The sequence below is a fragment of the Paraburkholderia sp. JPY419 genome (assembly GCF_050435705.1).
Classification (GTDB): Bacteria; Pseudomonadota; Gammaproteobacteria; order Burkholderiales; family Burkholderiaceae; genus Paraburkholderia; species Paraburkholderia youngii.
Window position 1 is genome coordinate 2,753,148 of record NZ_JBNDKV010000002.1, and the last position, 18,260, is coordinate 2,771,407.

The window sequence follows — 18,260 nt, forward strand, 5'->3', positions numbered from 1 at the left end:
ATTTCGCATGACTCGACCCGCAGCGCCGGCCCGGCGCCGCTTTCTGCGCGCCGCGCTGACCGGCTGCAGCGTGCTTGGCATCACCGTGTCGCTCGCGGCTTGCGCGAGCCCGACGTTTCCGTTCATGCCGTCGCAATACACGTTCTCGCAGAAGCAGGTACAGGAGGCCGTGCAGCGCAAATTCCCGTATCAGCGCACGGTGTCGCAGGTATTCGACGTCGCGCTGAGCAATCCGGTGGTGGGCATGCTGCCCGATGCGAACCGCGTGCAGGTGAAGCTCGACGCGCGTTTCGCCAGCCCGTTCCTGCAAGAGCCGGTCGATGGCGTGTTCACGCTGTCGAGCGAACTTGCCTACGATGCGGCGAGCCGTTCGGTGATCCTCAAGTCGCCGAGTGTCGATAACGTCAGCGTGAACGGCCAGGCGCAGATGTACACGCAGCAGATCAACGCGGCCGCGGCGCTGCTCGCGACCCAATTGCTGACCAACTATCCGATCTACACGTTCAAGCCCGAGCAACTGCAATTTGCCGGCGTCCATTACGAACCCGGTACAATCACCATCCTTACAAACGGCATACGCGTGCAGATCGTCGAAAGATGACTCGCACGCGCGGCCACGAGGGCCGCGCGTGCGAGTCATGACCGTGCCGGCCCATTTCGTTGCGACAACCAACTGCGATAAGGGGCACGGATGGACTGGCTACTGGCTTGCAAAGCGCTGATTCTCGGCGTGATCGAGGGTTTGACGGAGTTCCTGCCGGTGTCGAGCACCGGGCATCTGATCGTCGTCGGCAGTCTCATCGATTTCTCCGACGAGCACGCGAAGACCTTCGATGTCGTGATCCAGCTCGGCGCGATTCTCGCGGTGTGCTGGGAGTTTCGCCGTCGCATTGGCAACGTGATCGTGGGTCTGCCGAACCGGCCCGAAGCGCGCCGCTTCGCGCTGAACGTCATCATCGCGACGATTCCGGCGGTCGTGCTGGGCCTGCTGTTCGAAAAGTCGATCAAGGAGGCGCTGTTCGCGCCGGTGCCGGTGGCGTTCGCGCTGGTTGCGGGCGGCGTTGTGATCCTGTGGGCGGAGGCGCGTCAACGTGCGCGCGGCGACGCGGCGGTGCGGGTGCGCAGCATCGACGATCTGAGCCCGCTCGATGCACTGAAAGTCGGCCTCGCGCAGTGCTTCGCGCTGATTCCGGGGACCTCGCGCTCGGGCTCGACGATCATCGGCGGCATGCTGTTCGGCATCGAGCGCCGCGCCGCGACCGAGTTTTCCTTCTTTCTCGCGATCCCGATCATCTTCGGCGCGACCGCCTACGAACTGTACAAGGACTGGAATCTGCTTACCACCGACGCGCTCGGCAGCTTCGCGCTCGGCTTCGCGGCTGCGTTCGTCAGTGCGTTCATTTGCATTCGCTGGCTGCTGCGCTACGTCGCGTCGCACGACTTCACGGTGTTCGCGTGGTATCGGATCGGCTTCGGTCTGCTGATCCTGTTGATCGGTTATAGCGGTGGGTTGAGCTGGGCCGATTGAGGCTGGCCGTGCAACGAAAAAAGGTCCGCGAATGCGGACCTTTTTTCGTTGGCTTGCCGTTTCGTCGCGTTATGCGGCGGCGCGCTTGCGGAATACCAGGTCCCACACGCCGTGGCCGAGCCGCAGGCCGCGCCGCTCGAACTTCGTCACCGGACGATAGTCGGGCCGCGGTGCGTAGGTGTCGGCGGTGTTATCGAGCAGCGGAACGGCGCCGAGCACTTCGAGCATCTGTTCGGCGTAGTTCTGCCAGTCGGTCGCGCAATGCAGATACGCACCCGGCTTCAGACGCGACACGAGCAGCGCGACGAACTTCGGCTGGATTAGCCGGCGTTTGTGGTGGCGCGCCTTGTGCCACGGATCGGGGAAGAAGATGTGCACGCCGTCCAGGCTGTCGGGCGCGATCATGTGCTCGAGCACTTCGACCGCGTCGTGCTGGATGATGCGGATGTTCGTCAGCGACTGCTCGCCGATCAGCTTCAGCAGCGCGCCGACGCCGGGCTCGTGGACTTCGACGCCGAGGAAGTCGTCGCCGGGACGCTGCGCGGCGATCTCGGCGGTGGTGGCCCCCATGCCGAAGCCGATCTCCAGCACGCGCGGCGCTTCGCGGCCGAACACGCCGGTCCAGTCGGGCTGCTGCGGCGTGTAGGGCACGACGAAGCGCGGGCCGAACTCATCGAGCGCGCGGCGCTGGCCGGTCGACACGCGACCCGCGCGCGTGACGAAGCTGCGGATGCGGCGGTGATGAAGCGTGTCTGCCGGCGTCGCACCGGGCGTGCCGTCGAAGTCGTGCGTCCCGTCGCGGGTGGACTGGTCTGCTGCGCTCGTGGGAGTCGGGGAGTCGTCCGGGAGACCGGAGTCGTTTGGATCGTGGATCATCGTCGATGCTGCTGCAAGGGTGAGGGCTGCGCGGCTTGCGCGCTGTGCCGGGCCGTTGCCACTACAAAAAAGCCGCCTTCGGGGAGGCGGCTCTTGCTAGCTTCCGCTGAATAGTCAGCAGGAAAGTGGAGCGGGCGATGGGAATCGAACCCACGGCTCTAGCTTGGGAAGCTAGGGTATTACCATTATACGACGCCCGCGGAACTCGCGATTTTACAGGCTTTTGGGCGGTTTGGGCAGGGGTATGGTTCGCGCGCAGGAACAGCCACCTCGTCTTCTCGCGTCGACGGTCAGAACGGCGCGCGTCTTCAGATGGCGTCTGCGCCTGCCGTTAACCCGGATGCTGCCCAACATCGTGCGCTTGCACACCCGCAAGCCGGCACGCCCCCGGCGCTCCCCATCCTGTTCAAGAGACTTTCCCAAGATGCAGTGGTTTTCCAATCCGAAACTGAGCCACAGGCTTGTCGGCTCGTTGATGCTGTGCGCGTTCGTGACGGCCATCGTCGGCACGGTCGGTGTGCTGAAGGTGCGCGAAGTCGCGACGATGCAAACCGAAATGTACGACCGCGAATTCGTGCCGGTGCGCGACGACGGCACCGCCGCATGGCAGGCGGCCTCGCACTTCCGCCGCCTCTATTCGTACATCCTGAATCCGGAGCCGGCGGGTCGCGCCGATACGGTGCGCCTGAATCACGGCGGTGAAGCGGCGATCCTGGCGGCGTTCGACTACGAGCGCAAGCACGCGACCACCGACGCGCAAAGGCAATTGCTGAGCGACTTCGACGCCGCCTATCCGGCCTATATGAGCTCGGTCGCGAAGGTGCTGGCGCTGGCCGACCAGGGCGATCAGACCGGCGCTCGCCGAGCTCAAATCGACCACCGACCCGCTGCACGTCAAGCTGCGCACACTGATGATCAAGCTGTCGGACGTGCGGGATGAGTTGGCCAGACAGCGCGTCGCGAACGGCGTCGACATGGTTCGCTCGGTGACGTGGTGGATCGCGAGCTGCGCGCTCGTCGGCGTCGCGATTGCGATCGGCTTGGGGCTGCTGGTGACGCGGGCGGTCGTGCGGCAGATCGGCGGCGAACCGGCCGAAGTCGCCAAGGTCGTCGAGCAGATCGCGGGCGGCGACTTGAGCCAGCGCCTGCGCACCGGCGCGGCCGACGAGCGCAGCATCCTGTGCGCGGTCGCGCACATGCAGGAGCGTCTCGCGTCGACGATCGGCTCGATCCGCGAAAGCGCCGAGTCGGTCAGCATCGCTTCGCAGCAGATCGCGAGCGGCAACATCGATCTGTCCGCTCGCACCGAAGAGCAGGCCGCTTCGCTCGAACAGACCGCGGCGAGCATGTCGGAGTTGACGCAGACCGTCGGCCGCAACAGCGACAACGCACGAAACGCGAGCGCGCTCGCGACTCAGGCCGCACAGGTCGTCAACACCGGCAACACGGCGGTCGAGGGCATGGTGCGCACGATCGGCGAGATCAGCGGCAGCTCGACGAAGATCTCGGAGATTACCGGCGTGATCGAAGGCATCGCGTTCCAGACCAATATTCTTGCGTTGAACGCGGCGGTCGAGGCGGCGCGCGCGGGCGAGCAGGGGCGCGGTTTCGCGGTGGTTGCGAGCGAGGTGCGTAACCTCGCGCAGCGCTCGGCCAGCGCGGCGAAGGAGATCAAGGAGATGATCACGACGTCGGTTGCGATAATCGAGGGCGGCACGCAGCAGGCGGCCGAAGTCAGCACGACGATGGCCGATATCAAGGACGCGATTCATCGCGTGTCGAATATCGTCGACGAGATCGCGACGGCCTCCGAAGAGCAGAACCGCAGCATTCACCAGGTCGGCCAGGCCGTCACGCAGATGGACGAGACCACGCAGCAGAACGCGGCCCTCGTCGAACAGGCCGCGGCGGCTGCGCAATCGCTCGAAGCGCAGGCGCGCAAGATGAAGCAGACGGTGTCGGTGTTCCGGACGGCGGAGAGCCGTGCCTTTGCGGCGGCCTTGCCGGCGCCCACTCGAGCGTCGGCGCGCGTGCGTGTCGACCAGCCGGCGTTGCCTCAGGCCGCGGCGGCCGTGCCTGCGCGCGAGCGCGTGGCGGCGGCCGCGGCAGCACAGAGTGACTGGAGTACGTTCTAATCCACGGCTCGCGACCGAGCCTGGCGATCCGGAAATTGACCGCCTGAGGGCGGTCGAAGCCGCCACTACGATCAGCAGACACGAAAACGCCGCCGCATGCAGTCGCAAGCGGCGGCGTCTCGAGCGCGATCAGCTCAGATCACAAAATAAGTCAGCTGAACCGCCGCGCGCGTGACGACCATCTGCAGCACCTGCACGATCACGAACAGCAGAATCGGCGACAGATCGATACCGCCGAATTTCGGCAGCACGCGGCGCAGCGGATTCAGAAACGGCGCCGTCAGCTGATACAGAATCGGCATCGCCGGCGAGCGCGGATTGAGCCACGACAGCAGCGCCATCAGGATCGTCATCCAGATGACCAGATTGAGCGCCCACTTGATCGCGGTCAGCACCGCGACGATCAGCAGCGTCGGCACGAGCGTCAGCGGATCGGCGCCGGTCATCACGATCATCAGGACGACGTAGATAATCGCGGCGATCAGCGTCGCGGCCACGCTCGCCCAGTCGATCCTGCGCGTGCTCGGCAGAATGTGCCGCAGCGGCAGCACGATCCAGTTGGTCGCCTGCAGCACGGCGTTCGAGACCGGGTTGTACGGCGGCAGGCGGACGACCTGCAGCCACGCGCGTAACAGCAGCGCGGCGCCGAACAGCGTGAAAATGGTATTGAGCAGAAAACGGGCGATATCGCCAAACATCTCGGGTCCTTATGCTTCTGATAACGGCCACCGGCGGGCCGCGGGCTGCCGGCGTCGCAAGATCGGTGCGCGCCGGCGGTTTTCTGGATTTACCTGGTCAGCCAACCGGAGGTTCGACGCCATTGCGCACCGCCTGCCGGTGGTTGTCTGTCCGGCATCACACCGAAGTCCGGACCTCGCTGATCAGGATCGTGCCATTGCCGCCGTCCGTGTAGTTCGGGATATCCGCCAATAGTTGCTCGGACGCGGGCTTGAACACTTCGTAGAAATCGTCCGCGCTGTCGAACAGGAAGTGACCCGCGGCCACGTAAGGAGGCGGCGTGCCGGGCGGCCCGGCGTTCAGGCCCGCGTCGACCGACCAGCCTTTCAGCGCCGGCCCGAACAGCTTCGCCGCGAGCGGCATATGGGTCGCGCAGTAGTAGTCCATGTCGAAGCGGCCATTTTCCCGGTACGGGTAGAGGATGCTGACCTTGATCATTGTGCGTTCTCGTCTGTTGGTCCCGAGGCGCGGCGCGGGTCGTCGCGTGGTTCGCATCTGCTTCGCCCGGCGCGCCGGACGTCACATTATCACGGCTTACTTGACGCTTGCACCTGCTGCCGCCTGATTCAGCGAGCGGCCAAGCGATTCTTCCACAGCTTCGGAGATCGCTTCAATCGTCGCGGGCGGCGCGGCACGCCGTCGGGCGAGGTTGACCGCGCGGCGCGTCAGCAGACCGTAGAGCGCGGCGTGGTCGCCGTCGAAGCTTTCGAGCAGCGCCAGCTGCTTCTCGACGACACCCGTGTCGCCGCGCGATACCGGCCCCGCGAGCGCGTTCGGCAGGCCCTTGTCGCGCGCCGTTTCGATCGTGCCGGCGAGCATCGGCATAAGCGCGCGCAGCGCATCGTCCTCGGCGAAGCCGAGCGTGCGCCACAACGCGACGCATTCGGCGAGGCTGCACAGCGCAAAGCTCGCCGCGTAGTGCGCGGCGGCGTGATACAGCATGCGGCCGCCCGGCGGAATCGACAGCGGATGGCAGCGCAGCGCGAGCGCGAGCGCGGTCAGTGTCTCCTTCAGTTCGCCGTCGGCTTCGATCGTCACCGAACAGCCGGCGATCCGCTCGAGATCGGCGAGCTCGCCGCTAAATAGATACAGCGGATGAAAGCCGCCGATCGCCGCACCCTGATCACGCGCCGGCGCCAGCAATTCGACCGGCGACGCGCCGCTGCAGTGCACGAGCGCCTTGCCGGGGTGGCTTGCCGCATCGCCGCCAAAGCGGAGTGTGTGCGCTGTCGTACCGATGCTGTCGTCGGGAACGGCTAAAAAAACGATATCGGCGGCGTCGACGACTTGTTGCGGGTCGTCAGAGGCCATGCAGTATGCGAACTGGGCGGCGAGCCGGCGCGCGGAATCGGCCGAGCGGCTCGCCACCGCGGTGACCGGGTAGCCGGCGCGCGCGAACGCGAGCGCGAGACAGCGCGCAAGCCGCCCCGCGCCGATGAAGCCGACGCGCGGCAAGGAAGACTGGGACATGGTCACCTGCTCCAGACGGATCGTGTGAACGGGAAAGCAGCAGTATCTCGCATCCGCAAACCGCGGGCCGATCCTGCCCCTTGCGCGGCTCGACAGCTGTCGTCGGATGAGTTTGCGGGCGATATGGCGCCACCGGTCGGTCATCGGGCGGCGCGACGCCCACGGGTGTGAAAACTGCTCACAATCGTAGTGACAGGAACAGTGGTCGATGAGCCGGTTTTGACGGTCGTATTTTCGTACTTCGTTCGTAGTCAGAAAATCGGGAGGGTAGCGATGAGTATTTTTTCTTACCGAAAACACTTGCGGTTCCTGACGCACGCCCAGCGCCGTCGCTGGTGGGATCAGAAAAAGCGCCTGACGCCGCGCGTGCGGATCAGCGGCGCGTACGTGCCGCCCAATGTGTCCCGCGAATTCGTGTACGTGAAGGTCGGCTAGTCGCGCGGTCTTCGCAGGTGAGAAAGTGCCCGGCTCAGCGATTGAGCCGGGCATTTTTTATTGGGAAATCTCTCCCGGCTGTCAGGATTGAAGCGAATTTGTAATTAAAGTTTACCGATGCGCGAACTCTAGCCCCTCGCGTTCGATCAGACCTATGACCCGCGGCCCGTCGCTCGCGTGCAAGCCCTTGATTCACGGCTCCTTTGGCTGTCGCCGCGGCGGCGCGTGGGCGCGCACGTGCGGCGCCCGGCAAAACGCTTCGGCTTGCCCTTGCAATTTGCAACAAATGCGAACAGTCCGGCCGGGGCTTTTTAGATACATTGGTTTCACAGCATGCGAGGCATGCGCAGTCGGCGACCTTGGCAGGCCGCGCTAGGAGAATAGAAGTGAAAAAGATCGTTCCATTCGTCGTTGCAGCCGCACTCGGCTTGGGACTTGCCGGGGCTGCTGAGGCAGGTGTTTCCGTTGGTATCGGCCTTGGGGTGCCGATCGCGCCGGCCTATCCGGTGTACGCGGCGCCGCCGCCCGTCTATTACGCGCCGCCGCCTCCGCCGGTGTATGCGCCGCCGGTTGTCGTGGCCCCGGCTCCAGTGGTGGTCGGAGGCTATTACGGCTATGGCCATCCTTATTATCGTGGCTACTACCACGGCTACCGTGGCTACTATCGCGGCTGGTACGGGCACCCGTACTATCGTCATTAAGAAGAAGCGCGGGCGCGCGTGACGCGCGCGGGAACCTCGACGGCGTAACACCGGCTTGTGCCGGGTTACGCCGCTTCTATTTGTATCGCTGGTTTTGCTTTCCGCCGTGTTTCCCCGCAGGTGTCGCGCGCTCGCGCGAGCACCGTTCCAAAGCATGGATGAAGCTGGGAGAATGGCTGCTTCGCCATCGCTCCAGGAGAGTTCCGCCGATGCAAGCGCTTCCCGCTCCCACCTTCGATGACGTCCTCGACGCCGCCACGCGTCTCGAAGGCGTCGCGCACCGTACCCCCGTTCTGACGTCGAGCACGTTCGACGAGCGCACCGGCGCGTCGGTGTTCTTCAAGTGCGAAAACTTCCAGCGCATGGGCGCGTTCAAGTTCCGCGGCGCGTACAACGCGATTTCGCATTTCGACGCGGAGCAGCGCAAGGCCGGAGTGCTGACCTATTCGTCGGGCAATCACGCGCAGGCCATCGCGTTGTCGGCGCGTCTTGCCGGCATTCACGCGACGATCGTGATGCCGCACGACGCACCCGAGGCCAAGGTCGCCGCGACCAAAGGCTACGGCGGCGAAGTGATCACGTACGATCGCTACAAGGAAAATCGCGAGGAGATCGGCCGGCGCCTGGCCGAGGAGCGTGGCATGACGCTGATTCCGCCGTACGATCATCCGCACGTGATTGCCGGGCAGGGTACCGCGGTCAAGGAGCTGATCGACGACACCGGCCCTCTCGACATCTTGTTCGTGTGCCTTGGAGGCGGTGGGTTGATCAGCGGCAGCGCGTTGTCGGCGGCCGCGCTGAGCCCTGCTTGCACGGTGATCGGCATCGAGCCCGAAGCGGGCAACGACGGCCAGCAGTCGCTCGCGCGCGGCGAGATCGTGCATATCGATACTCCGCGCACGATCGCCGATGGCGCGGCCTCGACGCATCTGGGCCATTACACGTTCGCGGTCATCCGTCGGCTGGTCGCGCGAATTGAAACGGTCAGCGATGCGCAACTGATCGAGACGATGCGCTTTTTCGCGCAGCGCATGAAGATCGTCGTCGAACCGACCGGTTGCCTCGCGGCGGCGGCGGTGCTGAATGGCATCGTGCCGGTGAAGGGCAAGCGCGTCGGCGTGGTGGTGAGCGGCGGCAACGTCGATTTGCCGAAGCTCGCGCAGTACCTCGCATGAGCGACTCACGTCGAGTCGCATGAAGAAACGGCTCGCCGATGCGAGCCGCTTTCTTATGCGTGAACCGCTTCAGCTTGCTACTTGTGCAGTGCTTTGTACGATCAGGTCGCGATACCCGTTGACGATCACGCTGTACGAGAAATAGGCGAACAGCAGCGCCGACAGAACGTGACATGCCCGCAGCAGACCGGCGCCCGCGCGCTTGCGTCCGTGGCTGCCGAGCCCGCAGATAAAAAGCGTCCAGCACAGGCCGCCGAGAAAGAAGCCGCCGAGGAAGATCAGCGCGGTCGTCGGGCTCGTTGCGCCGGCTTTCGCAATCAGCGCGCCGCCGACCGCCGCGAACCACAGGATCGCCGAAGGCGACGACACCGCCAGCAGCACGCCGCGCAGGAAGCCGCGCCATGGCGACTGATGCGCAGTAGCGTCGCCTTCGCCGGCAACAGCGGGTGCCGTGGCCGGGAACATCGCTTCACGCGCCATCTTCCAGGTGAGAAACAGCAGGATCGCCGCGCCGCCGATCCACACGACCCAGCGCACCGATTCGAACTGCAGCAGCGCAGCCATGCCCGCGAGCGCGAGCGCCGCGTAAATGAGATCGCCGACGCACGAGCCGAGGCCGAGCCAGAAGCCCGGCCGGAAGCCGTGCGACAGCGTCAGCGAAATGATCGCGACGTTGACGAGACCGATATCGAGGCATAGCGACAAGGACAGAAAAAAGCCGTCCGACATCATTGAAAAAGCGTGCATCCGCGCGAGCGCTCCATCCGTTATTAGTTGTGTTGTTTGGCGCGCGTTTACAGACCGAGGCCCAACTCGTTCCACAAGCTGTCGATACGCTGCTTGACCGCCTCATCCATCACGATCGGGCGGCCCCATTCGCGGTCGGTTTCGCCCGGCCACTTGTTGGTCGCGTCGAGCCCCATCTTCGAGCCGAGGCCGGCTACCGGCGACGCGAAATCGAGATAGTCGATTGGCGTGCGGTCGACGAGCACCGTGTCGCGCGTCGGGTCCACTCGCGTGGTGATCGCCCAGATCACTTCGTTCCAGTCGCGGATATTGACGTCCTCATCGACGACGACGATGAACTTCGTATACATGAACTGCCGCAGGAAGCTCCACACCCCGAACATCACGCGCTTCGCATGGCCGGGGTAGCTCTTCTTCATCTGCACGATCGCCATGCGGTAGCTGCAGCCTTCGGGCGGCAAATAAAAGTCGGTGATCTCGGTGAACTGCTTCTGCAGCAGCGGCACGAACACTTCGTTCAGCGCGACGCCGAGGACCGCGGGCTCGTCGGGCGGTTTGCCGGTGTAGGTGGAGTGATAGATCGCGTCGCGGCGCATCGTGATCCGCTCGACCGTGAAGACCGGGAACCACTCCTGTTCGTTGTAGTAGCCGGTGTGATCGCCATACGGGCCTTCGAGCGCGTGTTCGTACATGGCCGACGCACCCTTCGACGGACGCGGCGGCGCGCCGGCCGGAGCGGACGAGGGCGCGCCTTCCTGCGGATAGATGAAGCCTTCGAGCACGATTTCGGCGCGCGCGGGCACTTGCAGACCGTCGACGCCCGGCGTGATGCATTTCGCGAGCTCGGTGCGCCCGCCGCGCAGCAGGCCGGCGAACTGGTATTCGGACAGCGTGTCGGGCACCGGCGTGACCGCGCCGAGGGTCGTCGCCGGGTCCGCGCCGAGCACGACGGCCACCGGATACGGCTTGCCTGGATTTTTCAGCGCGAACTCGCGGAAATCGAGCGCGCCGCCGCGATGCGCGAGCCAGCGCATGATCAGTTTGTTACGCCCGATCAGTTGCTGGCGATAGATACCCAGGTTTTGTCGGCTCTTGTTCGGCCCTTTCGTGACGGTCAGACCCCAGGTGATCAGCGGCCCGGCGTCACCGGGCCAGCACGTCTGGATGGGCAATTTGCCGAGGTCGACGTCGTTGCCTTCCCAGACGATTTCCTGGCAGGGCGGCGCGCTGACCGTCTTCGGCGCCATGTCCCACACGGCCTTCGCTAGCGACAGCAGCTTGCCGGCGTCCTTGAGACCTTGGGGCGGTTCCGGTTCCTTCAGCGCGGAGAGTAGCCGGCCGACGTCGCGCAGCGATTCGAGCACCGCCTGGTCGCCCGCGCCCGCTTCGGCATCGATGCCCATGCCGAGCGCGACGCGGCGCGGCGTGCCGAACAGATTGCCGAGCACCGGGAACGCGTGCCGCTCGGTGTTCTCGAACAGCAGAGCCGGACCGCCCGCGCGCAGTACACGGTCGCACAGTTCGGTCATTTCGAGATTCGGCGACACCTTTTGCGAAATTCGGCGCAATTCACCGATCGCCTCGAGGCGGCCGATGAAATCGCGCAAGTCTTTGTATTTCATCTGTGACGGGTTCAGGGCCGCATGCACGGCGCATAGGACTGAGGGCGCAGCAGGACCGACGGTGGTATCTGCGTGGCGCAAAAAAACGATTGTCGATTTTACCTGCGTTAGCCAGCGCACGTAGATCAACCAAATGGTCAATCCCGAACAGCCAGGGCCGGATCGCCTAAAACGCACATAGAACAGGGCTTCCGGCGGACTGAACACTGTTTATAATTACAAATAGTTATAGATATTGCATTCTATAGTGTTGACGATCTATAAAACCGTGCATAGAATCCGTCCACATTGGTTGCAGGGCGTTAACCTTTTTACCGTCGCCCCCGGTCCTCAGACGCAACGCGTCACCGTTTTACTTCCCTGCAGGGTAGAACGGCATTATTGAAGTCCCTCACCAGCGTCCACCAACGCTGGTTTTTCGCGTGGGAGCCAGGCCCGTACACATTGAATATGTGTGGGCTGTTTTTGAGATGGCTCCCCGAAACGGTATTTGTTGCCGTTTTCCCGACGTCGCTGCTGCCCAACCAGAGAGCACGCGATGTCTTGACTCTGCGAGCGCGCTGTACCGCCTGATTTGACCCGGCGGGGTTCGCGGATCATGCAAGATGGGAGATCTGAATGAACGCCTGGTTATCGTGGCGTCCTGATGAGCGTATTGCGCAGGTTGTGCGCGGTGCGCTGCGCCGCGGGACGCGACTGAGTCATCACCTGTTCAGCATTGTCGGCGGGATCGCCGTGGTGCTGGCTCTTGCACTGTGGCTGATGCCGGCCTGGCGCGGCGTGTTGGCTGCGCGTCTGATGCCGGTCATTTCCGCCGCCGTGCAAGCGGGTCCCGCCCGCCTGCTGCAAGGCAACCCGCTGCCGGCCATCGGACCGATCAGAAACGCCGGGGCATCCTCCGACGAATCCCTGTCGGCCAATTCACCGACCGCGCCGAACACGCCGAGCCCCTCCGATGGGTCGAGCGACGGCAGCATGACCCTGACCTCGGCGACCACCAGCTTCGACGGCGCGTTCGACAACGCTGCCACGCAGGGCACCAGCACCGTCGCGCTCAATGGCCTCGATCCGCGCACGATGCAGGGCGTCAGCGCGCTCGCGCGTCTAATTCCGCAGCAACGCGTGTCCGCCGATGCGCGCGACGACCGTGTGCTCGTGTCGAGCCACGAGCAGGACCTGGTCGCGTCGTACCTTGCGCGGCGCTATCGCGTCGCGCAGGAACCCGTCAGCGAGCTCGTGAGGGCCGCGTTCGACACCGGCCGCGAAGTCGGCCTCGATCCGCTGCTGCTGCTCTCAGTGATGGCGATCGAATCGGGCTTCAATCCGTACGCCGAGAGCGGTGTCGGCGCACAGGGCCTGATGCAGGTTATGTCGAAAGTGCATTCGGACAAATTCCAGTATTTCGGCGGCCAGAGCGCTGCGCTCGAACCGCTCGCGAACATCAAGGTCGGCGCGCTCGTGCTGAAGGATTGCATCGCACGCGGCGGCTCGCTGCCGGGTGGCCTGCGTCTGTACGTCGGCTCGAGCACGTCGGACGACGGTGGCTACGGCGCGAAGGTGATGGCCGAGCGCGGTCGTCTGCGCGATGTCGCGCGCGGCCGCAAGGTGCCGATCAATGCGCCGCAAGCTCCGGTGCTGAGCGCGTCGACGACGCCGGCGCCAGCCGCCTCGACGAGCGGCGGCAACGGCAAGCGCGTCCAGGTGACATTGCAGGGCGGCCACGCGCTGAGCTCGGAGACTCCGGCGGCGCACTCGCAGCCGGCCGATCAGCAGGACGACGCCAGCGCCAATTCGGCAACGCGCCATGTGGCGTCGGCGTCGGAGCTGGGGGCTTGAGTTAGACATTTGCTAGCCGCATGAAAAAAGGACACCCGAGGGTGTCCTTTTTTTGCGTCTGGCAGGCCGGTAGCCGCCGGCTCAGTGCCTCATCAACATCAATGCCGCCCGAACAGCTTCGCCAGCCGCTCGACAGCCTCTTCGAGCTTCGGATACGCGGTCGCATACGAAAGCCGGATGTAGTTCCTCGGCGCGTGGGTGCCGAAGTCCATGCCAGGCACCAGCACGACGCCGGCATCGTGCAGCATCGCCTTCGTGAGCGCCGCGCTGTCGCCGGCCGCGGGATGCGCGACACCGCGGCAGTCGGCGTACACGTAGAACGCGCCGTCGGGCATTACGGGCACCGAGAAGCCGAGCGATTCGAGCGCCGGCGCGATGAAGTCGCGGCGTCGCTTGAATTCGAGGCGCCGCGCTTCGTAGATCGCGATCGTCTCCGGCTCGAAGCAGGCGAGCGCCGCGTGCTGCGCGAGCGCCGACGCGCAGATGAACAGGTTTTGCGCGAGCTTTTCGAACGCGCTGACCATCGCGGGCGGCACGACGAGCCAGCCGAGTCGCCAGCCGGTCATGTTGAAGTACTTCGAGAAGCTGTTGACGGTGATCACGTCGTCGCCGAACGACAGCGCCGACACGGGCTTCGCGTCGTAGCTGAGGCCCTGGTAGATCTCGTCGACGATCGTGAAGCCGCCGCGCGCTCGCACGGCCTTGACGATCCGCTCGAGTTCGGCCGGCTCGATCGACGTGCCGGTCGGATTCGACGGCGACGCGAGCAGCACGCCGCGGGTGCGCTCGCCCCACAGGCGTTCGACGTCGGCGGCGGTCAGCTGGAAGCGCTCTGCCGGCCCGCTCGGCACCATTACAGGCCTGCCTTCGGCGGCGATCACGAAATGGCGGTTGCACGGATAGCACGGGTCGGGCATCAGCACTTCGTCGTCGCGATCGACGAGCGCCGCGCACGCGAGCAGCAGCGCTGCCGACGCGCCCGCCGTGACCACGATCCGCGCCGGATCGACGTCGATGCCGTAGAACTCGGCGTAATGCGCGGAAATCGCGTCGCGCAGCTCGTGCACGCCGAGCGCGTTCGTGTATTGCGTGACGCCGCGGCGCAGCGCGCTCGCGGCCGCCTCGATGACCGGTTCGGGCGCGGTGAAATCCGGCTCGCCGATGCCCATGTGAATGATGTCGCGCCCGGCTCGTTCGAGCATCGCGGCCTCTTTGGCCAGTTCCATCACGTAGAAAGGCTGGATGGCATCGACGCGCGCGGCAAGCCGCACGAGAGGTTCGGTCACGGAGTTCATACGGTCAGATCCAATTCAGAAGCAGGGAACGGCGCCCACTCATCGAATGATGCGCTCATCGATGCGCGCGGCGGCGTCCTTGCGGGCGCTCGAGGCGCTTCGCCCTGGGCAATGCGGCGTGGCGGGAGCCGATGCACGGCATGGCCCCGCCCGCGCAGCGCTCAGCTCTTACGAGCCGCCTGCGTTTCGGCGGCGCGCAGTTGCGCCGAGAGCTTGTCGAGCACGCCGTTCACGTACTTGTAGCCATCCGAGCCGCCGAACGTCTTGGTCAGCTCGACCGCTTCGTTGATGACCACGCGATACGGAATGTCGACGTGATTCTTCAGTTCGAACGCGGCGACCAGCAGCACCGCGCGTTCGACCGGCGACAACTGATCGATCGGACGATCGAGGCATGGCGCGATCGCGGCGGACAATTCCTCGGAATCGCGCATCACGCCATGCAGGATTGCGTCCAGATGCTCGTGGTCGGCCTTGTCGTAACCTTGCGCGCCGCGCAGTTGCGCGTCGATCTCACCGCCGGGCGAGCCCGACAGCAGCCACTGGTAAAGCCCCTGCGTGGCCAGTTCGCGGGAGCGTCGGCGTGCGCTCTTCATGCCTCTTCCTCATCGTCTTCGTCTTCATCTTCGTCGTCATCGCCGCCGAGCTGTTCGAGCGCAACCGCGAGGTTCGCCATCTCCACAGCCACGCGCGCGGCGTCGCGACCCTTCTCGGTCATGCGCGCGACGGCCTGCTCGTCGTTCTCGGTGGTCAGCACCGCGTTCGCGACCGGAATGCCGAAGTCGAGGCCGATGCGCGTAATGCCCGCGCCGCTTTCGTTCGACACGAGTTCGAAGTGGTACGTCTCACCGCGGATCACCGCGCCGAGCGCGATCAGCGCGTCGAATTGCGCGCTTTCAGCGAGCTTTTGCAGCGCAAGCGGGATTTCCAGCGCGCCCGGCACCGTGACGAGCAGCACGTCTTCGCCGGTCACGCCGAGGCGTTCGAGTTCTTCGATGCAGGAGTCGGCGAGGCCGTTGCAGACGGGTTCGTTAAAGCGCGCCTGGACGATGCCGATGCGCAGTCCGTCGCCGTCGAGATTCGGTTGATATTGTCCGATTTCCATGTGAATTCCGTAGTGTTTGAGTGGGCGCGAGGCGCGTGAGTGGCCGGATCAGACTTGCGGGGCTTGCGTTTTGCTGCCGGGCATCGGAATGAAGCCCGTGACTTCGAGACCATAACCCGACATGCTGCCGAGCTTACGAGGGTTCGACAGCACCTGCATCTTGCCGACGCCGAGTTCGCGCAGAATCTGTGCGCCGACGCCGTAGGTCTTGAAGTCGACCGGGCGGCGCTTCAGCGCGTCCGCTTTTTCCTTCGAGTCGAACGCCTTGAAGACGTCGATCAGATGGTCTTTCGAGTCGCCGCAGTTCAGCAGCACGACCACGCCGAGATCGCGTTCCGCGATTTCTTTCATCGCCGCATCGAGCGTCCACGAGTGAGTGGATTCGCCGACTTCGAGCAGATCCAGCACCGACAGCGGCTCGTGCACGCGCACCGGCGTGTCGCGATCGGGTGACGGCGTGCCGCGCACTAGCGCGAGATGCGGCTGGCCGCTCGGCTGGTCGAGATACATGACCGCGCGAAACGCGCCGTGCGCGGTTTGCATCGTGCGTTCGCTAATCCGCTCGACGATCGATTCCGTGCGGCTGCGATAGTGGATCAGATCGGCGATCGTGCCGGTCTTCAGGCCATGCTCCTTGCCGAACTCGAGCAGGTCCGGCAGACGCGCCATCGTGCCGTCGTCCTTGATCACTTCGCAGATCACCGCGGCCGGGTGTGAGGCCCGCGAGCCTCGTAAAGTCGCAGCCGGCCTCGGTATGGCCGGCGCGCACCAGCACGCCGCCCGGCTGGGCCATGATCGGGAAGATATGACCCGGCTGCACGATGTGTTCGGCCTTTGCGTCCGGCGCGACCGCGGCGGCGATCGTGCGGGCGCGGTCGGCTGCCGAGATGCCGGTCGTCACGCCTTCGGCCGCTTCGATGCTGACGGTGAACGCGGTGCCGTACTGCGTGCCGTTGCGGTAGGTCATCAGCGGCAGGTTCAGCTGTTTGCAGCGGTCCTGGGTCAGCGTCAGGCAGATCAGGCCGCGGCCGTAGCGAGCCATGAAATTGATCGCTTCCGGAGTGACAAACTCGGCAGCGATCACGAGGTCGCCCTCGTTTTCGCGGTCTTCTTCGTCGACGAGGATCACCATCCGGCCGGCTTTCAGTTCGGCGATGATCTCTTGGGTGGAGGCGAGCGTCATGTTGGCGAGTTTTTCGGGAAAGCGCGTATTTTACGCCACGCGCGGGCCCAAGTCGCCTCCGCCAGACGACATAGGCGGTTTGGCCGATCGACGAAGAGCGGGGCGTGGTTGCCATCGCGGCCCGCTTTACGGACTGCAATAGTGCGGAACGGTACTTGCGGCGCGGCAGGCAGCTTCGTCTCACTTCCACCCGGAGACTGCAATGTCGGGGACCGTCGGCTATCGCACCACCGCAAGACGTCACGCGCACGCGCAAGGAGCGTGGCCATGAAGCGCGGCGTCACGAGCGAGGGCTCGTCACAGGCGCCCGTCACTGCACTGCGCGCGAGCGCGTACCGGATTCCGACCGACGCGCCGGAAGCCGACGGCACGTTCGCGTGGGACGCGACCACGCTGGTCGTGGTCGAGGTCGACGCGGGCGGCGACACCGGCATCGGCTACACATACAGCGACGCCTGCATCGTCGCACTGATTCAGGGCGCGCTCGCCGCTTGCGTCCTGAATCACGACGGCCTGGACGTCGGCGCGCATTGGCAACGGCTACAACGCCAGGTGCGCAATCTCGGCCGCGCGGGACTGGCCGCCACCGCCATTTCCGCGATCGACTGCGCGCTGTGGGACCTGAAGGCGAAGCTGCTAGGCGCGCCGCTAGTGTGCGTCCTCGGCGCGCTGCGCCCGACCGTGCCGGTCTACGGCAGCGGCGGCTTCACCACGTACACGAACCAGCGCTTGCAGCAGCAGTTCGCTGGCTGGGTCGCGCAGGACGGCTGCCGGTGGGTCAAGATGAAAATCGGCAGTGAGCCCGACAAGGACCCGGTGCGCGCCGCGGCGGCGCGCGAGGCGATCGGCGGCGCGGGCCTGTTCGTCGACGCGAACGGCGCGTTCACGCCGCAGCGGGCGCTGTACTACGCGCAACGCTTCGCCGAGCACCAGGTGAGCTGGTTCGAGGAGCCCGTGTCGTCGGACGACGAAGCGGGCCTGCGCACCGTGCGAGAGCACGCGCCGGCCGGCATGGAGATCGCCGCCGGCGAATACGGCTATACGCTCGACGATTTCCGCCACCTGCTCGCGACCGGTGCCGTCGACGTGCTGCAGGCCGACGCGAGCCGATGCGGCGGCGTCACCGGCTTTCTGCAGGCCGCCGCGCTGTGCGACGCATATCACGTGCCGCTGTCCGCCCACTGCGCGCCGGCGCTGCATCTGCACGTCGCGTGCGCGGCGCCGCGCTTGCGACATCAGGAGTGGTTCCACGACCACGCCCGGATCGAAGCGATGCTGTTCGACGGCGCGCCGCGTTTGCGCGATGGCCAGATGGAGCCGGATCTGTCGCGGCCCGGTTGCGGGCTCGAGTTCAAGCATGGCGACGCCGCGCGCTACCTCATCAAATAAAGCAGGGCAGAACAAGGAAGCGATA

Annotated in this window: 16 protein-coding genes, 1 tRNA gene and 2 pseudogenes; 8 read left to right on the forward strand and 11 right to left on the reverse strand. The window is 65.2% G+C overall.

The window, feature by feature from the left end; translation table 11 throughout:
• The first annotated feature begins 7 nt into the window (after positions 1 to 7).
• A complete protein-coding gene (locus tag QFZ91_RS18830) occupies positions 8 to 601 on the forward strand; it encodes a DUF1439 domain-containing protein (RefSeq protein ID WP_176105287.1) in 594 nt (197 codons plus the stop codon).
• Positions 602 to 691: 90 nt separating this feature from the next.
• Entirely contained in the window at positions 692 to 1,528 is an 837-nt protein-coding gene (locus tag QFZ91_RS18835) for an undecaprenyl-diphosphate phosphatase (RefSeq protein WP_176381198.1), read from the forward strand.
• Positions 1,529 to 1,597: 69 nt separating this feature from the next.
• Here QFZ91_RS18835 and trmB read toward each other — a convergent pair whose 3' ends face one another.
• Both trmB and QFZ91_RS18845 read right to left on the reverse strand, forming a co-directional pair.
• Positions 1,598 to 2,404: a tRNA (guanosine(46)-N7)-methyltransferase TrmB gene (gene trmB, locus QFZ91_RS18840; RefSeq protein ID WP_429568056.1), complete on the reverse strand. Its 807-nt coding sequence runs from the start codon at positions 2,402 to 2,404 to the stop codon at positions 1,598 to 1,600.
• Positions 2,405 to 2,530: 126 nt separating this feature from the next.
• Positions 2,531 to 2,604 (reverse strand) — tRNA-Gly (locus QFZ91_RS18845).
• A gap of 224 nt (positions 2,605 to 2,828) precedes the next feature.
• Between QFZ91_RS18845 and QFZ91_RS18850 the strand changes: the two are divergent.
• Positions 2,829 to 4,539 (forward strand): annotated as a pseudogene (locus QFZ91_RS18850) (methyl-accepting chemotaxis protein).
• Between the two features lie 134 nt (positions 4,540 to 4,673).
• Here the strand turns inward: QFZ91_RS18850 and QFZ91_RS18855 are convergent.
• The 3 genes from QFZ91_RS18855 to QFZ91_RS18865 all read right to left on the reverse strand — a co-directional run bounded on the left by QFZ91_RS18855 (position 4,674) and on the right by QFZ91_RS18865 (position 6,747).
• Positions 4,674 to 5,237 carry a YggT family protein gene (locus QFZ91_RS18855; RefSeq protein ID WP_176105291.1) on the reverse strand — a complete coding sequence of 188 codons (564 nt, stop codon included), beginning with the start codon at positions 5,235 to 5,237 and terminating at the stop codon, positions 4,674 to 4,676.
• A gap of 157 nt (positions 5,238 to 5,394) precedes the next feature.
• On the reverse strand, positions 5,395 to 5,715 hold the full coding sequence (locus QFZ91_RS18860) for an EthD family reductase (protein ID WP_176105292.1): 321 nt from the start codon (positions 5,713 to 5,715) through the stop codon (positions 5,395 to 5,397).
• A 96-nt stretch (positions 5,716 to 5,811) separates the two neighbouring features.
• Positions 5,812 to 6,747: a Rossmann-like and DUF2520 domain-containing protein gene (locus QFZ91_RS18865; RefSeq protein ID WP_429568057.1), complete on the reverse strand. Its 936-nt coding sequence runs from the start codon at positions 6,745 to 6,747 to the stop codon at positions 5,812 to 5,814.
• Positions 6,748 to 7,020: 273 nt separating this feature from the next.
• On the opposite strand from QFZ91_RS18865, the gene QFZ91_RS18870 reads away from it, so the two are divergent.
• The 3 genes from QFZ91_RS18870 (at position 7,021) to QFZ91_RS18880 (ending at position 9,058) form a co-directional block, all read left to right on the forward strand.
• A complete protein-coding gene (locus QFZ91_RS18870) occupies positions 7,021 to 7,182 on the forward strand; it encodes a hypothetical protein (protein WP_013090236.1) in 162 nt (53 codons plus the stop codon).
• A gap of 386 nt (positions 7,183 to 7,568) precedes the next feature.
• Entirely contained in the window at positions 7,569 to 7,883 is a 315-nt protein-coding gene (locus QFZ91_RS18875; protein WP_176105294.1) for a hypothetical protein, read from the forward strand.
• A gap of 209 nt (positions 7,884 to 8,092) precedes the next feature.
• Complete coding sequence (locus tag QFZ91_RS18880; protein WP_176124422.1) at positions 8,093 to 9,058, forward strand: threo-3-hydroxy-L-aspartate ammonia-lyase; 966 nt, start codon at positions 8,093 to 8,095, stop codon at positions 9,056 to 9,058.
• A gap of 69 nt (positions 9,059 to 9,127) precedes the next feature.
• Here QFZ91_RS18880 and QFZ91_RS18885 read toward each other — a convergent pair whose 3' ends face one another.
• Together QFZ91_RS18885 and QFZ91_RS18890 are read right to left on the reverse strand one after the other, a co-directional pair.
• Entirely contained in the window at positions 9,128 to 9,805 is a 678-nt protein-coding gene (locus tag QFZ91_RS18885; protein WP_176105296.1) for a LysE family translocator, read from the reverse strand.
• A 47-nt stretch (positions 9,806 to 9,852) separates the two neighbouring features.
• The gene (locus QFZ91_RS18890) at positions 9,853 to 11,427 is read right to left on the reverse strand and encodes a UbiD family decarboxylase (RefSeq protein ID WP_429568058.1); all 1,575 of its coding nucleotides are present in this window, start codon (positions 11,425 to 11,427) and stop codon (positions 9,853 to 9,855) included.
• Between the two features lie 618 nt (positions 11,428 to 12,045).
• Between QFZ91_RS18890 and QFZ91_RS18895 the strand changes: the two genes are divergently transcribed.
• Positions 12,046 to 13,263 carry a transglycosylase SLT domain-containing protein gene (locus QFZ91_RS18895; RefSeq protein WP_429568059.1) on the forward strand — a complete coding sequence of 406 codons (1,218 nt, stop codon included), beginning with the start codon at positions 12,046 to 12,048 and terminating at the stop codon, positions 13,261 to 13,263.
• 98 nt (positions 13,264 to 13,361) lie between these two features.
• Here QFZ91_RS18895 and QFZ91_RS18900 read toward each other — a convergent pair whose 3' ends face one another.
• The 4 genes and pseudogenes from QFZ91_RS18900 to ribBA all read right to left on the reverse strand — a co-directional run bounded on the left by QFZ91_RS18900 (position 13,362) and on the right by ribBA (position 16,846).
• Positions 13,362 to 14,558, reverse strand: coding sequence for a pyridoxal phosphate-dependent aminotransferase (locus tag QFZ91_RS18900; protein ID WP_429568060.1), 1,197 nt, complete (start codon positions 14,556 to 14,558; stop codon positions 13,362 to 13,364).
• A gap of 161 nt (positions 14,559 to 14,719) precedes the next feature.
• Positions 14,720 to 15,154 (reverse strand): transcription antitermination factor NusB, encoded by a 435-nt coding sequence (nusB, locus tag QFZ91_RS18905; protein ID WP_176105300.1) that lies wholly within the window; start codon positions 15,152 to 15,154, stop codon positions 14,720 to 14,722.
• Positions 15,151 to 15,663 (reverse strand): 6,7-dimethyl-8-ribityllumazine synthase, encoded by a 513-nt coding sequence (gene ribH / locus QFZ91_RS18910; RefSeq protein ID WP_013090228.1) that lies wholly within the window; start codon positions 15,661 to 15,663, stop codon positions 15,151 to 15,153. Before ribH ends, nusB begins: the two co-directional genes overlap by 4 nt.
• Positions 15,664 to 15,711: 48 nt before the next feature.
• Positions 15,712 to 16,846, reverse strand: a pseudogene (gene ribBA / locus QFZ91_RS18915) (bifunctional 3,4-dihydroxy-2-butanone-4-phosphate synthase/GTP cyclohydrolase II).
• A gap of 267 nt (positions 16,847 to 17,113) precedes the next feature.
• Here ribBA and QFZ91_RS18920 point away from each other — a divergent pair.
• Positions 17,114 to 18,235 carry an enolase C-terminal domain-like protein gene (locus QFZ91_RS18920; RefSeq protein ID WP_429568061.1) on the forward strand — a complete coding sequence of 374 codons (1,122 nt, stop codon included), beginning with the start codon at positions 17,114 to 17,116 and terminating at the stop codon, positions 18,233 to 18,235.
• Positions 18,236 to 18,260 lie beyond the last annotated feature (25 nt).